The sequence below is a fragment of the Metamycoplasma canadense genome (genome assembly GCF_000828855.1).
Classification (GTDB): domain Bacteria; phylum Bacillota_I; class Bacilli_A; order Mycoplasmatales; family Metamycoplasmataceae; genus Metamycoplasma; species Metamycoplasma canadense.
The window spans coordinates 163,602-178,757 of record NZ_AP014631.1; the positions used below are offsets into that span (position 1 = coordinate 163,602).

General features: G+C 24.5%; 11 protein-coding genes. 6 read left to right on the top strand and 5 right to left on the bottom strand.

What is annotated here, in order from left to right; genetic code table 4:
- Positions 1-18 precede the first annotated feature (18 nt).
- Positions 19-1,452: a proline--tRNA ligase gene (gene proS / locus MCAN360_RS05100; RefSeq protein ID WP_045433384.1), complete on the bottom strand. Its 1,434-nt coding sequence runs from the start codon at positions 1,450-1,452 to the stop codon at positions 19-21.
- A gap of 356 nt (positions 1,453-1,808) precedes the next feature.
- On the opposite strand from proS, the gene MCAN360_RS05105 reads away from it, so the two are divergent.
- Positions 1,809-1,973, top strand: coding sequence for a hypothetical protein (locus MCAN360_RS05105; RefSeq protein ID WP_158423318.1), 165 nt, complete (start codon positions 1,809-1,811; stop codon positions 1,971-1,973).
- A 333-nt stretch (positions 1,974-2,306) separates the two neighbouring features.
- Here the strand turns inward: MCAN360_RS05105 and MCAN360_RS02990 are convergent, their stop codons facing one another.
- The 3 genes from MCAN360_RS02990 to MCAN360_RS00670 all read right to left on the bottom strand — a co-directional run bounded on the left by MCAN360_RS02990 (position 2,307) and on the right by MCAN360_RS00670 (position 6,850).
- Positions 2,307-3,725, bottom strand: coding sequence for a variable surface lipoprotein (locus tag MCAN360_RS02990; protein WP_045433387.1), 1,419 nt, complete (start codon positions 3,723-3,725; stop codon positions 2,307-2,309).
- Between the two features lie 469 nt (positions 3,726-4,194).
- Positions 4,195-5,379 carry a phosphopentomutase gene (locus tag MCAN360_RS00665; protein ID WP_045433389.1) on the bottom strand — a complete coding sequence of 395 codons (1,185 nt, stop codon included), beginning with the start codon at positions 5,377-5,379 and terminating at the stop codon, positions 4,195-4,197.
- Between the two features lie 10 nt (positions 5,380-5,389).
- Positions 5,390-6,850, bottom strand: coding sequence for a DUF1846 domain-containing protein (locus MCAN360_RS00670; protein ID WP_045433392.1), 1,461 nt, complete (start codon positions 6,848-6,850; stop codon positions 5,390-5,392).
- Between the two features lie 195 nt (positions 6,851-7,045).
- Between MCAN360_RS00670 and pyk the strand changes: the two genes are divergently transcribed.
- Both pyk and MCAN360_RS00680 read left to right on the top strand, forming a co-directional pair.
- The gene (pyk, locus tag MCAN360_RS00675; protein ID WP_045433394.1) at positions 7,046-8,467 is read left to right on the top strand and encodes a pyruvate kinase; all 1,422 of its coding nucleotides are present in this window, start codon (positions 7,046-7,048) and stop codon (positions 8,465-8,467) included.
- A gap of 177 nt (positions 8,468-8,644) precedes the next feature.
- Complete coding sequence (locus MCAN360_RS00680) at positions 8,645-9,652, top strand: IS30 family transposase (protein WP_045433397.1); 1,008 nt, start codon at positions 8,645-8,647, stop codon at positions 9,650-9,652.
- Positions 9,653-9,965: 313 nt separating this feature from the next.
- On the opposite strand, the gene serS is transcribed toward MCAN360_RS00680, so the two are convergent.
- Positions 9,966-11,231, bottom strand: a complete 1,266-nt coding sequence (gene serS, locus MCAN360_RS00685) for a serine--tRNA ligase (protein WP_045433404.1) — start codon at positions 11,229-11,231, stop codon at positions 9,966-9,968.
- 135 nt (positions 11,232-11,366) lie between these two features.
- Between serS and MCAN360_RS05110 the strand changes: the two genes are divergently transcribed.
- The 3 genes from MCAN360_RS05110 to tilS are packed head-to-tail and all read left to right on the top strand — an operon-like array spanning position 11,367 to position 15,148.
- Complete coding sequence (locus tag MCAN360_RS05110; RefSeq protein WP_045433407.1) at positions 11,367-13,640, top strand: ATP-dependent DNA helicase; 2,274 nt, start codon at positions 11,367-11,369, stop codon at positions 13,638-13,640.
- A gap of 22 nt (positions 13,641-13,662) precedes the next feature.
- Positions 13,663-14,217 (top strand): aminoacyl-tRNA hydrolase, encoded by a 555-nt coding sequence (pth, locus tag MCAN360_RS00695; protein WP_045433409.1) that lies wholly within the window; start codon positions 13,663-13,665, stop codon positions 14,215-14,217.
- A complete protein-coding gene (gene tilS / locus MCAN360_RS05115; RefSeq protein WP_052461464.1) occupies positions 14,207-15,148 on the top strand; it encodes a tRNA lysidine(34) synthetase TilS in 942 nt (313 codons plus the stop codon). Before pth ends, tilS begins: the two co-directional genes overlap by 11 nt.
- Positions 15,149-15,156 lie beyond the last annotated feature (8 nt).

Consider the following 15,156-nt stretch of genomic DNA (forward strand, 5'->3'; position numbering starts at 1 on the left):
AGAAAATTATTTTTTACATTAATAAGACTTTGCAAAAATTACTACTCTATTTGTTTTTTTGTTTGTATAAAAACAATCTTCAGAATTTATTTCAATATCTAAATTAAATGGCATACAACGGGTAGAAGCGCCAGTTTCTTCTTTAATTTTTTCTTCATCATTACCATCACCAGCAAATTTAGTAATAACTCAATTTCCATTTTCGATAAGAGTTTTAAATTCCTTATAATTATTAGCAATTTTTATATTTTTTATTAATCTTTTTTTAGCTTCATTATATAGGTTTTCTTGAATTTCATTAAGAATATTGATTGTAGTTTCTTTTATTTTTTCTAGAGGTACATAAATTTTTTCAATTGTATCTCTTCTTACAAATAAAACTTTATTCTCATTTAAATCTCTTGGACCTATTTCAATTCTTAATGGGGTGCCGTGAATTTCTGAATTAGCAGCCTTAAATCCAGCATTTTTATTTGTTGAATCGATTTTTGCACTAATTCCAACTTCATTTAAAAGATTATATATTTTTTTAGCTTCTTTTGAAATTCTTTCATCTTTTGAAGCAAATAGCTCAATAATATCAACTTGTATAGGTGCAATTTTTGGTGGAATAATTATTCCTCTATCATCACCATGAGTCATTATTAAAGCTCCTAGCAATCTAGTAGATACTCCCCATGAAGTTCCATATGCATGTTCAATTTTATTTTTTGTATTTTTAAAACTAATGTCAAATGCTTTAGAAAAATTTTGTCCTAAGTAATGGCTTGTTCCGGCTTGCAGAGCCTTGCCATCTTTCATCATAGCTTCAATTGTAAAAGTGTAATCAGCCCCAGCAAATTTTTCATGTTCTGTTTTTTGACCTTTTACTACTGGAATTGCTAAAAAATCCTTGACAAAATTAGTATATACATCTAACATTTGAGTAGTTAAATTTTCTGCCTCTTCTTTATTGTTGTGGATTGTGTGTCCCTCTTGTCATAAAAATTCTCTAGTTCTTAAAAATGGATTTGTTGTTTTTTCTCATCTTAAAACATTTACTCATTGATTATAAATTAATGGTAAATCATTATAAGATTCAACCTCATTTTTAAAAAAATCGCCAAACAAGACTTCACTTGTGGGTCTTATAAAGAATTTTTCATTTAGTTTTCTTCCACCAACTTCAGTAACTGTCGCTAATTCAGGATTAAAGCCCGTGATATGGTTTTTTTCTTTGTTTAAAAGACTTTCAGGAATTAAAAGAGGTAAATTTACATTTTGAACGCCAATTTTCTTGAACTGACTATCTAAATTTAAACGGATGTTATCTCAAATTCCAAATGATAAAGGTTTAAAGATTATTGAACCCTTTGAAGAACCATAGGCCATTAAATCACCATTTTGAATAACATCAGTATATCACTTAGCAAAATTTTCTTTTTGAGTTGTAATTTTTTCTAATTTTTTCACAAATTAAATTATATATTTTTAATTTAATTTATATATTTAATTTTTACATTAATAAATATTAAATAATATATTTTATTTCAAAAATAATTACATTAATTTTTATTATTCTTAAATTAAGACTTATATCTTAGTTTTTATAGAACTTTTATTTTTATTTAAGGCTAGATTTATAAAAAAAATTTTTTTAATGTTAGCATAAAAAAATATGCGCGAAAATGTGTCACGAATGTTATAAATTATTTTTTTATATTTTTTTGTTGTCATTCCAAAAAAGATATTTTATTGTTAAAAATATTTTTTCTGAGTATTTTTTTGGTTTTTTTGCCAAAACAAAATAAAAAAACTTTCTATAATGATTGAATAGAATAAGCTTTATTCACTATAAAAAAGATGAAAGGAAAAATATTAAGAATATGAGAGCGTATAATGACCAGTTAAAATTAATTTTAGTTAGAGATATCTTGAAAACAGATTTAGCAAATAAAATTACTGGATATGTTCTAAAGCCATTAATTGTATAAGTATTTTGTTAATTATTCGATGTTCTCTAATTCGTTCTAATTGTTCTAAAAATAAGAAAAAATTTATTGTCCCTATTTTAACCATGGTTTCACTTTTTGTATTTTGTGTAGTACTATTATTATGTCTATAACTTGGCGTTTTTAAAATTCCAAATGATTTAAAGGATTTAATAAAGGAAATAGAAAAAATTAAAAAAGACTTACGTATAGATGAGTTAATTGATACTCTAATATAAAGAAGAACAAAAAAGTCAATACCACACGGTGTTGACTTTTTCTATTTTTAAGGCGTATTTTAGCCTGGGTTTATAATAAACTAATTAATTATTTTAATTAATAATCTGTTATTTTTAATGGACTTTTTAAATAGTGTTTTTTATCATTATCGTTAAATAATTCAATTAATGAATATTCTCCATTTGGTTTTAAAAATTCTTGGAATGAAAGATTGACAAAAAAGTGATGATTCCTTTCTGTATAATAGTTAAAATTAACATTATATAATTTTCCGTCTGGTGCTTTTATTTTACCAACAATTTTTTTCTTTTTTAATTCATCCACATTTATTAAAGGTGTTATTCTTATTAATACATTATATTCTTGTGTGCTTCTATGTGCAGAATGAATTGTTACAACTTTATCTTCATATTCTTTAGCTTCATCTGTTTTTTCAGCTTTTTCAAGTTTTTCTTTTTCTTCAGTAGCTTTAGTTTTAGCAGCTTCAATTTTTTGTTTGAACTCAGTGTATTTTTCTAAACTAGCTTCAGTTTGTAAACCTTGTTTTGCTTCGTTAATAACTTTTTCTAATTCAGTTTTAATTTGAGCAAATTTATCACCTTCTAATGACTTTAGAAGTTCAGTTGCTTCTTTTTCTAAAGTATCATATTGTTTTTTAGCTTCATCTGTTTTTTCAGCTTTTTCAAGTTTTTCTTTTTCTTCAGTAGCTTTAGTTTTAGCAGCTTCAATTTTTTGTTTGAACTCAGTGTATTTTTCTAAACTAGCTTCAGTTTGTAAACCTTGTTTTGCTTCGTTAATAACTTTTTCTAATTCAGTTTTAATTTGAGCAAATTTATCACCTTCTAATGACTTTAGAAGTTCAGTTGCTTCTTTTTCTAAAGTATCATATTGTTTTTTAGCTTCATCTGTTTTTTCAGCTTTTTCAAGTTTTTCTTTTTCTTCAGTAGCTTTAGTTTTAGCAGCTTCAATTTTTTGTTTGAACTCAGTGTATTTTTCTAAACTAGCTTCAGTTTGTAAACCTTGTTTTGCTTCGTTAATAACTTTTTCTAATTCAGTTTTAATTTGAGCAAATTTATCACCTTCTAATGACTTTAGAAGTTCAGTTGCTTCTTTTTCTAAAGTATCATATTGTTTTTTAGCTTCATCTGTTTTTTCTTTAGAAATTGTTGGATTTTGAGGAGAAACAATAGACTCATCTCCTAAAGGTTTTTCATTATTACCTTGAGATTTTTGTTCAAGTTTGTTTATTTGTTTTTCTAAATCTACAATTTTTTTAGCAGCATCATTTAAAAGTTTTTGTAAATCTTTTTTGTTTTTTTCTTTTTGTGACATTGAAGAAATTAAAGTATCAATTTTAGTTTTTAATGCATTATATTCGTTTTTTATTTTTTCAAGTTCTTCATTTTCTTTTGGAGTTGTTTCTTTTTTATTATCACAAGCCGCTGATATTATTGGCAATGTGGTTAAAGGAGCCAAAAAACCAAAAGTTAATAAAAATTTCTTTAGTTTTTTCATTTATATCAATTTGCCTTTCATTTTTTTAAACTTTATATCCCTTTAATTATTCCTTTTTTTTTTTTTTTTCAATTTGGCAAAAAATGATAGAAAATGGTATTACAAAATATAAAAAACGTTTAGAAAACTTATTTCTTATTAAAAATTATTTATAGTAAATTTTAAAATTAATATATAGAAACAATAAATAAAATAGATAAGAATTGTTTTAACTTTTATATTTTTGATTTTTTTTGAGTAACAAAAAAAGCTAAAAATTATTTTTAATTTATAAAAAGTAAATAGTTTAAATAGCTATAAAATAACTAAGAGTTTAAAAAGATAATGCATAATTATATTTTTTCAATAATAATAATAATAATTTTAAAATTTAATCAATTCTAAAATAAAAAACATCATAGTATTTTACTATGATGCTAAGATGGTGGATAAATTATCATTTTTTTTATTTATTTTTTAGTTTAGTTGTTTATATTAATTGATCAAAAATATCTTCTCCTGTTTCAGAAATAGGGACATTAAAATTTCTTGCAACAATATTTCCAGCTGTTCCTAAACCATTTAATACTCCAAGAATTTTAGGTTTTTTAAATGATTTTGAATAAATTGTTAAAGGAAGAGCTTCACGTGTATGATCAGGGCCAAATGTAGGATCATTTCCATGATCGGATGTCATGATTAATAAATCATCTTTCTTCATAGCATTAATTAATTTTGCTAATTTGATATCTAATCTTGAAACATTTTGACTATATCCAATCGGATCTTCACGATGTCCATAGTGGCTATCGAATTGTACTAAATTAACAAAAATAAGTTGATTTTCTGAAGATGATGAAGCAATATCAATTGCAATGTCCATGTTTTCATCGTCTGATGCTGGTCCATAAACTTTATTTATTCCGACACCAGTAAAAATATCATTAATTTTACCGATAGCAACAACCTCAACTCCCGAACTTTTTAAATCTTCTAAAATAATGTGTCCGGTTGGTTTGTTTGCAAAATCGTGTCTATTAAAAGTTCTTGTAAATTTTCCATTTTCATAAACAAAAGGTCGTGAAATAACTCTTGCTACGTTTCATTCAGGTTTTGATGAACAAATTGATCTTGCTTTTTTAGCATATTCAGTAAGTTTTTCAACACCAAGAGTATTTTCATCACCAATAATTTGCAATGTTGAATCTGGAGAGGTATAAATTATCATATCTCCTTTTTCTATATGTTGTTTACCTAGTTCAGCTAAAATAACTGTTCCTGAAGCATTTCTATTACCAATTATTTTTCTTCCGTCAAAGGCTTTTGATAGTTCAGCAACTAAATCATCAGGAAAACCATTTTCAGTAAATTGTGGGTTTGGTACTTTTGTATAAATTCCCATCATTTCTCAATGACCGGTAAGAGTATCTTTTCCATTTGATATTTCATGAATTTTCCCCATATATGCTAGAGGTTTTTTATTTTTTTGATTATGTCCAGCAACTTTAGCTATTTCAGTAATTCCTAATGATTTTCATGTTGGAATTTCTAATGGTAGCGCTTCAGAAGCATGTAATAAACTGTTTGCTCCTTTGTCTTTAAATTCTTCTTGTCGAGGTTCCGGACCAATCCCTAAACCATCAGTTACAATAAAAAATATCCGTTTAAATTTCATAATTAATCTCCTATTTAATATTTATTTTTTGTTCAGTTAATTGTATGTCCATACTTTTTAGAATTTCTTTATCAGATTCGCTAGAAATTTCTGTTCTATGAAGGAATAGATTTGAAAGTTTATTAATTTGATTAAAAGCTTTTTTAGCAAACATTGATGTTTTAGCACTTATTGATAAAGCAAAAAGTGTTTCTTTTAAATCAAGTGATAAGTCATTATAGTGTAATTCTTTTTTTAAATCCTGAGCTAAAGAAATAGCTTCTGGATCTAAAAGATTAATATCATTATCAACATTAGCAAAATATTTTAAAGCGTTTAAAACCGCAGCACTATTTGAATTTAGCAAAGTTGATTCTTTACCTATAATTATTTTATTGGAATTAATTTCGATTGCTGAACATATTTTATTATTTTGAATACTGAATTCATTAGCAACCCTTATTGATTTTACAATGTTTCAATTAATTTTATTATCTTTGATAATTTTTAATAATCTTTTTACATAAATTTTCGGAATTTTATCTTGTTGATAATTTACTATTGATTGGTAATATCTACGAATTATTTCTTTTTTTGATGCTATTGATACAACATTGTCATTTGTAATACAAAAACCAGCCATATTGACTCCCATATCGGTTGGCGATTTATATAAAGACTCCTTGTAAATTGAACTTAATAATTTATTTAAAATTGGAAATGCTTCTAAATCACGATTATAGTTAGTGGCTTTTATTTTATATGCATCAAAATGAAAATTATCTAATTTATTAATGTCATTCAAATCAACGGTAGCTGCTTCATATGCTAAGTTTACTGGATGATTTATTTCTAAATTTCAAATTGGAAATGTTTCAAATTTTGCATATCCTGATTTAATATTGAGCTTATTATCGTGATATAGCTGTGATAAAATAGCACTTAATTTCCCAGATCCAGGACCTGGCGCTGTTATTACAATAAGATTCTTTTTTGTTTTCGCATATTCATTTTTACCAAATCCATTTTCAGAAATAATTAAGTCAACATTATGTGGATAATTTTTAATTGAATATTGCTTAATAACTTTAATATTTCTTTTTTCCAATTTATGAATAAACAAATTAACTTCTTTTGATTCTTCAAATTGGGTAATAATGACACTATTTATATCCAAACTATATTTTTCAAACTTAGAAACTAATCTAAAAACATCTTCTTCATAAGTAAGATTTATATCTGAGCGAAGTTTTTTATTTTTAATATCGTTTGAAGAAATGACAATTATCATTTCAAGATCTTCTTTTAATTTAAGAAGCATCTTTAATTTCGAATCATGTTTAAAACCAGGTAAAACTCTACTAGCGTGAAAATCATTAAAAAGTTTGCCACCAAATTCTAGGTATAATTTATTACCTAATTTATTAATTCTTTCTTTTATTTTTTGCGATTGCAAATTAATATATTTTTCATTATCAAAACCTTTAATCATAAAACCTCAAAATTATTTTTGAATATTCTAAATTATAATTATTATAATAATATATTAAATTAAGGTATTTAAAACAAAAAATATCATAAATTAAGAAGAAAAAATCATAAATATAATTTTTTGTTTTTTAAAACTATACCTTTTAAAATTGGGGTAAAATTTTAATATATCTAAAAAAATTTCGAAAGGCAAAACATGAAATTTAATGAACAAAGAACAAAAATAGTTGCCACTATTGGCCCATCAAGTAATAATTATGAAGTATTAAAAAATCTAATTGAAGCTGGCGTGACAACAATTAGAGCTAATTTTTCACACGGCACTGTTGAAGATCATAAAAGAAAATTTGAATTGGCAAGACAAATTTCAACCGAAATTGACCGTCCAATTTCTTTAATGTTAGATACAAAAGGACCAGAAATTAGAGTTGGAAAAATGAAGGACGGGATTTGAACCATACCCGCAAACCATACTTTAACAATAAAAACAGATAAAGAATCATATGAAAGTTTATTAGGTGACGAAAATACAATAACTGTTTCATACCGTATGAATTTAGATGTTACAAAAGGCAATAAAGTTTTATTAGACGATGGAAAACTTGTTACTATTGTAAAAGAAGTAAAACCTAATGAAGTTATTGTTGAAACTATTAACTCACATAAATTAAAAACAAATAAAAGAGTTAATATTCCTGGTGTTGATTTTTCACTACCATTTTTAAGTGAAAAAGATAAAGAAGATATTATTTGAGGAACAAATTATAAAGTTGATTATATTGCAGCATCTTTTGTTAATAACGCAAAACAAGTAAATGAAATTAGAAAAATTTTGAACGAAAATGGTGGACAACATATTCAAATAATTTCAAAAATTGAATCACAAACTGCAATTAATAATATTGAAGAAATTATTAGAGCATCTGACGGAATTATGGTAGCACGTGGTGACCTAGGACTTGAAATTCCATATTATGATGTTCCATATTGAGAAAAGAAAATTATTCGTGCAGCTAGAATGCAAGGGAAAGAAGTTATAGTTGCAACGCAAATGCTTGATTCAATGGAAAATAATCCAATTCCAACAAGAGCAGAAGTAACAGATGTTTATTATGCAGTTGAATTAGGAGCAGATGCAACAATGCTTTCAGGCGAATCGGCAAGTGGTAAATACCCAGTTGAAGCTGTTAAAACAATGGCAAAAATTGCTAGAAGAGCTGAAAAAGAATACTTTACAGAATTATTTTACGAAAAACAAATTCAAAAAGTAGCAAATGATCAAGATTCGAGAATGTTAATTGCATATGAAGTAGCTTCAATTTTACAAAATCAAGAATATAAATATGCAATTGTTCTAAGTCATAGTGGTAAATTGTTAAAAGAAGTTGCTAAATATCGTCCAAATGCTTATATTATTGGTGTTGTTAGTGATGATAAATTAGTTTGAAGTTTTGGAATAACAGCTGGTGTATTTTGTGAAAAACATTCAGAGGCTGTAAGAGCATTAATTAAATATGATCATAATGCAGCTCGCCAAGTATTAGATTCATACGGAGCTAAAAAAGGTGATAAGTTTATTGTTGTTGATAGTTTAAATATTACAACACATGAATATTAAAAAAACTAAATATTAATAATAAGAGTCGTAATGACTCTTATTTTATTAATAGCTACATTGTAAGTTCAAGTGCAACACAAATAAAGTAAAATTTAGTTGTGTGCAGCTTGAACTTTTTTAATTATTATTTTTTATTTTTAAAAAAGAAAAAAGCTCCATAACGGTCAGGAACTTCATATGAATTATACTAAAAAATATACGCACATAACAAAAAGTGATAGAGAAGCAATTTCAAATTATTTAGAGATAAATTTGTCTTTAAGAAAGATTGCAGAAATATTACAAAAGAGCCCTTCAACAATAAGTAGAGAAATTAAACGAAATTTAGATAAATATGGTAATTATTCGCCATATTATGCAAATATTAAAGCTCAACGGCGTCATTATCATAAATACTATTTTAAATTTTTGAATAGTAAATACAGTAAATTTTGTGAAATATTTCAAAAAAAATTTGATAAAAAATTTTATGGAGTAAAACTAACTCATAAATATATAAAAGATAATTTTAAAATTAAAATTCCTTGTTTAAAAACTATATTCAATTGAATAAAAAGCAATAAATGAAATATTAAAAGATCTAATTTATTACGTTCATACTATAAAAAAGGTGGTAAAAGAACAGGAAATGTTATAAAAAGACTTGTTAAATCAGCAGATTTTGTTTTCCCTATTTGAACAAGACCCAAGTCAATTGACCGCCGTGAAGAATTCGGACATTGAGAAGCTGATCTAATTATTGGTAAAAGAGCTACGGGTTATAACAATATTTTAACTTTTACTGAAAGAAAAACAAGAGTTGGTTTTGCTATTTTAATACAAAGCAAAAATTCAATGAAAGTAAATGCTACAATAAAAAAACTTATTGAAGATAATGAATTGATTGTAAAATCAATAACTGTTGATAATGGTATTGAGTTTGAAAAAATAGGAATATTGGGAAAATGACTTAATATAAAAATATATAAAGCCGAGCCATATGCATCATTTCAACGAGGGTCTAATGAGCATTGAAATGGTCTTATTAGAAGAGAATATAAAAAAGGATTTGATTTTAATCAAATAACACAAGAAATGTTAGATGAAATTACTAAAAAAATAAATAATATGCCTCGTGAAATTTTAAATTGAAAATCAGCAAACGAATTATTTATAAATGCTAACTATTATGGTTTTGTTTGATAATTAAAGTGAACAAAATTTTAACCTCTTTTGCAAAGAGGTATTTTAGTTTTGTTATATGTTAAATTTCTACTCCCGAACCCTCTTATCAAGAGGACTTCTAACCCCAAACCCCTTTCAAAAGGGGCTTTCAAAATAAAATATAAATAATTTTAGAAAAAAATAATAAAATAAAAAAAGCCAAGCAACTAGTGTTGCACTTGGATTTACTTTTTAGGTATTAATAATAAGAGTCGTAATGACTCTTATTTTATTAATATTTATTTTAAAATTTAATATTATATTTTTTTGTTTAAATTAAGTAGAAATTTTATATTTATTTAATAATGTCTTTTCCCATATAAGGAATTAAAACTTTCGGAATTGTTATTGTTCCGTCTTCATTTTGATAGTTTTCTAAAATTGCCGCAACTACTCTATCAATTGCTAAACCTGATCCATTAATAGTGTATGCATATTTAGTTTTTCCATCTTTAGTTTTGTATCTTATTTTTGCTCTAATTGCTTGAAAATCCTTATAAATTGATATTGAACTTGTTTCACGATATCTCTGTTCTGATGGAACCCATAGTTCAAGATCAATTGTTTTTGCTGATCCAAAGCCCATATCACCTGTTGATAAAAGGATTTCTCTAAAAGGAATTTCAAGTAATTTCAAAATATTTTTAGCATCTTCAACAGTTTTTTGTCACTCAATTAATCCATCTTCTTCTTTAACGAATTTAACTAGTTCAACTTTATGGAATTCATGTTGTCTAATTAGACCCTTAGTATCTTTTCCACCGCTACCAGCTTCTGATCTAAAACATTTTGTGTATGCTACATATTTAATAGGAGTGTCAAGATTTAAAATTTCATTATAATGAAAATTTGTTACAGGAACTTCTGCTGTTGGGATTAATCATAGATCTGAATTTTCTATTTTAAATAAATCTTCTGAAAATTTTGGTAATTGTCCTGTTCCATAAAGCATTTCAGAGTTAACTAAATGCATTGGCATAATTTCTTTGTAACCATTTTTAATATGAGTATCAAGCATAAAATTTTCTAAAGCTCTAATTAATCTAGCACCATCATTTTTATAAAGTGCAAAACGAGATTTAGCTAATTTAACAGCGCGAGTAAAATCAACAATATCTAATTTTGTTGCTATTTCATAATGAGGTAAAACATTTTTAACTAATCCGCGACCTAAAGAAGGATATTCCTTTAAACAAACATTATCTTCTTCATCTTTTCCAATTGGTACATCATCGTATGGTATATTTGGAAGTTGTAATCTTAAATTATCAACTTCATCAATAATTTCATTGGCTTCTTGTTCAACTATTTCTATTTCTTTTTTAATTGTATTAACTTCTTCTATTAAAGACTCGCAATTTTCTTTTTTACGCTTATAAATTCCTATTTGTTCACTTAAATCATTTCTTTTAGCTTGAAGCAATTCTAGTTGATGAATTAAATTATTTCTTTTGCTTCCAAGATCATAAATTTTTTTTAATATTGAAAAATTGAAATTTCTGGTAGCTAATTTTTTTAATACTTCTTCCTTATTTTTTAATAAATATTTTAAATCAATCATTTTTTACTCTCCTTAAATAAGCTATGTTATTAATTTTATACTTTTTTAATGTGAAAAATTTATAAATACTATAAGTAAAACACTAAGTAATCAAAAAAAGTCTAAAAGTGTTGTTTGTGTTACAATTTAAAAGATATGGAACAGGAAAATTCAATAGTTATTGGAAAATTTAAAAAAATAATATGACAATCAGGAGATTTGGAAACTTTGATTGTTAGTTTTTCAGTTATAAAAAATGATCCTAAGAATCCAGTTTTTGTCAATAGTTTTAATACTGTTTCAGTTATTTTTCGTAATAAATCATTTGATAAGTTTAACTTTAGTGTCAGTGAAAAAAAATATGAGTTAAGTTTAATTAAAAATATTTCAAAAAAATATAAAAATAGTTATTTATTTGATAATAATTATCCTTTTAAAGAAATAGAAGTAATTAACGAAACAGAGGAAGATAAGTTAGGCTATTTAATTCGTGTTTTAAAGTTACCTATTTTTAAAAATTTAATCGATTCAAAAATAAGCTTATTAGTTTCCGAACTAAAAGAAAACTTATTTATAAAAATTTTAGAAGATAAGAATAAAATAGCAAAAAAATTTGAAATTGAAGAAAATAAATGAAATGATTTTTTAACGATTGTTAAAGAAAATATTTTATTAATTCAAGATATATCAAATCTTTTTAAAATTAATGTAAGTCATGACTTTTATAAGCAAATATTAAAAAACTTTAATTCATTTGATGAATTTATAAATGAGTATAAAGACAATGTTTATCAATATTATTTTGATGCAGAAGAAGATAAAAAAGTTAGACTTCAAGATTTAGATAGGATAGCTGAAATTTATAGTACAGAATCATTGAAATTCAAGAATTCTGCTCATCTTTATTCATTAATTGAGGAATATTGTTTTTCATCAGGTAATACAAGAATAAAAAGAAAAAATTTATATGAAATTTTATCTGTTTATAAATATGAAAAAAGTTTTTTAAAAGATATTGAATCATTTGAAAAAGAAAAAAATATCTTATTAGAAAAAATGCTTTTAATTGAACTTAATTATGATGATGAAATATATTATTCAACACGTGATATTTTATACATGGAAAATTATGTAGTTAAAAAGTTATTTTACTTTAAAAAAATAAAAACAACAAATACTATTCCTTTTTCGCCGTCAATGATATTTGATGATGATCAAATAAAGGCTATAAAAACATCTTTAGATTCAAATTTAGTCTTAATTACAGGGAATCCTGGTACAGGTAAAACCTTAATTACAGCCGAAATTATTAAGCATCTTTTAAAAAAATATACTCCTAATGATATTGCTGTCTTAACGCCAACCGGTAGAGCTACAATAAATATAAATAACAAACAAGAAGAAGTTAAAGCTCAAACAATTCATAGTATTTTGCAATGAGATCCGGAAAATAATAAATTTTATGTAAATGAAAAAAACACAATTTCAATCGAATGCTTAATAATTGATGAGTTTTCTATGGTTTCACTTGATATTTTTTATCATTTACTAAAAGGAATTTCACGAAAATCATTAAAAAAAATAATTTTAGTTGGAGATAAAGATCAACTTCCGGCAATTGGTTGTGGATATTTAATTAATGATTTTATTGAAACCAAAATTTTCGAACCTGTTTTTTTAAACAAAATTTATCGTCAATCAGAAAATTTTGAAATTGTTAAAGATGCACTTAAAGTAAATCAAGGTATTTTACCTGATTTTAACGGAGAAAAATCAAGATTAGTTGAATGCGAATCAGAAGATTTAAAAGATAATTTATTAATTGAAATTGAAAAATTGCTTAAAAAAGGATATGATAAAAAAGATATAGCTATATTAAGCCCAATTTATAAATATGAAACAGGTATTGATAATTTAAACTTTTTTTTAACAAACTATTTTAGGGAAAAAGAAAAAAACCCAATTTTTAAATACCGGGAACATACTTTTTCTTTAAATGATAAAATTATTAATTTAGTTAATGATTCAAAATTAAAAGTTTTTAATGGTGAAATAGGTTATATTAATGATATTATTTTAGGCAAATCAAACTCAAAAGAAGAAACTAAAATAGCAAATATTAGCGTTGATTTTGAGAATGGAGCTAAAACAACAAAATATTCACGTTCAGAATTTTTAGAAAATACTAAGTTAGCTTATTGTACTAGTGTTCATAAATATCAAGGTAGTGAATGTAAAGCTGTTATTGTTGTTTTATTCTCTGAAGCTAAAAAGTTATTGAGTAAAAAATTAATTTATACAGCAATGACAAGAGCTAAGCAATATAGTGTTATTATTGGAGAAAAACAAGCTTTATTATATGGAATTCAAAATGATGGTGATTCAAAGCGAATTACAAATATTGATTATTTATGAAAAAAATTAAAATAAATTATTTAATTTAAGGAGAACAATGAAATTAATAATTGGTTTAGGAAATCCAGGAATTGAATACGAAAAAACAAGACATAATGTTGGGTTTATGGTTATTGATAAGTTATCTGAAAAATTAGAAGCACCTTTAAAAGAAAAAAAATTTAATGGAATTTTTTACAAAGACAAAGATGTAATTTTAGCTAAGCCATTAACATATATGAATAATAGTGGGGAATTTGTAAAAGCGATTGCTGATTATTACAATATTTTAATTGATGACATTATTATTGTTTACGATGATATGGATATCGAACTTGGTAAAGTTGCAATTCGTCAAAAAGGATCTTCAGGTGGTCATAATGGAGTTAAAAGCATTATTAAGCATTTGGGTTCTGAGGAAATTAAGCGTTTTAAAATTGGAATCGGAAGAGGAAATGATGCTATTAATTTTGTTCTAGGAAAATTTAGTCATAACGATTTTTTAGTTATTGAAAAAGTAATAAATAGTACAGTAGATGCATTAATTCAATTTATTAGCAATGATATTAGATATGTAATGAATAATTTTTCAGGTAAGGATTATGGAAAATAATTTTGAAGAAATTAAGACGTTATTTTATAATGAATTTAATAAAGCTAATAAAAATTTAGAAAATACATATATTTTAGGAATCAGTGGTGGACCAGATTCAATGTGGCTTTTAAATTTAATGAAAGATTTAAAAATAATTGTTGCATGTGTTAATTATAATAAACGTGAGGATTCGTGAAAAGATCAAAAAATAGTAGAAGATTTTTGTATTAAAAATAATATTAAATACGAAATTCTAGTGCTTGATAAAAATCTTGAGTATAATGGCAATTTTCAGAAAATAGCTAGAGATCAAAGGTATAAATTTTATAGAAAGTTATATAAAAAATATAAAGCTTCATCACTTATTTTAGCTCATCATAAAGATGATACATTAGAAACTTTTTTATTTCAAAAAGAAAGCAAAAGAGAACCTTATTTATTTGGAATTTTATTGGAAAATAATTTGCTTGAAATGAATGTCTTTAGACCAATGATTAATTTATGATTTAAAAATGAAATTTTAGAAATGTGCAATAAATTTTCTATTCCTTTTGCTGTTGATTATACTAATAATTTACCCTTGTACACAAGAAATAAAATACGTATTAAGTTATCTAAAAAAACTAAAGATGAAAAAGATAAATTAATTGATGAACTTAATGAAATTAATTTAAATTTAATAGCTAAAAATAAAGAAATAGAACTACAATATTTATTTTTTAAAAATAGTAATTTTAATTACAAAAATTTGAATCTAAATTCAAAAATAATTAATGAAATCTTATTTAAATACTTACATGAAAATATTGAAAATATAAAACTTTCTTCTAAAAAAATTGATTTATTCAAGAATTTTATTAAATCTCAAAAAAACTTTAAAAGTTTTAAAATAAATAAGCAAATTTCTATTTCTAAGGATCAAGGAATATTAAAAATAAATAAAAATTAAAATTTAAT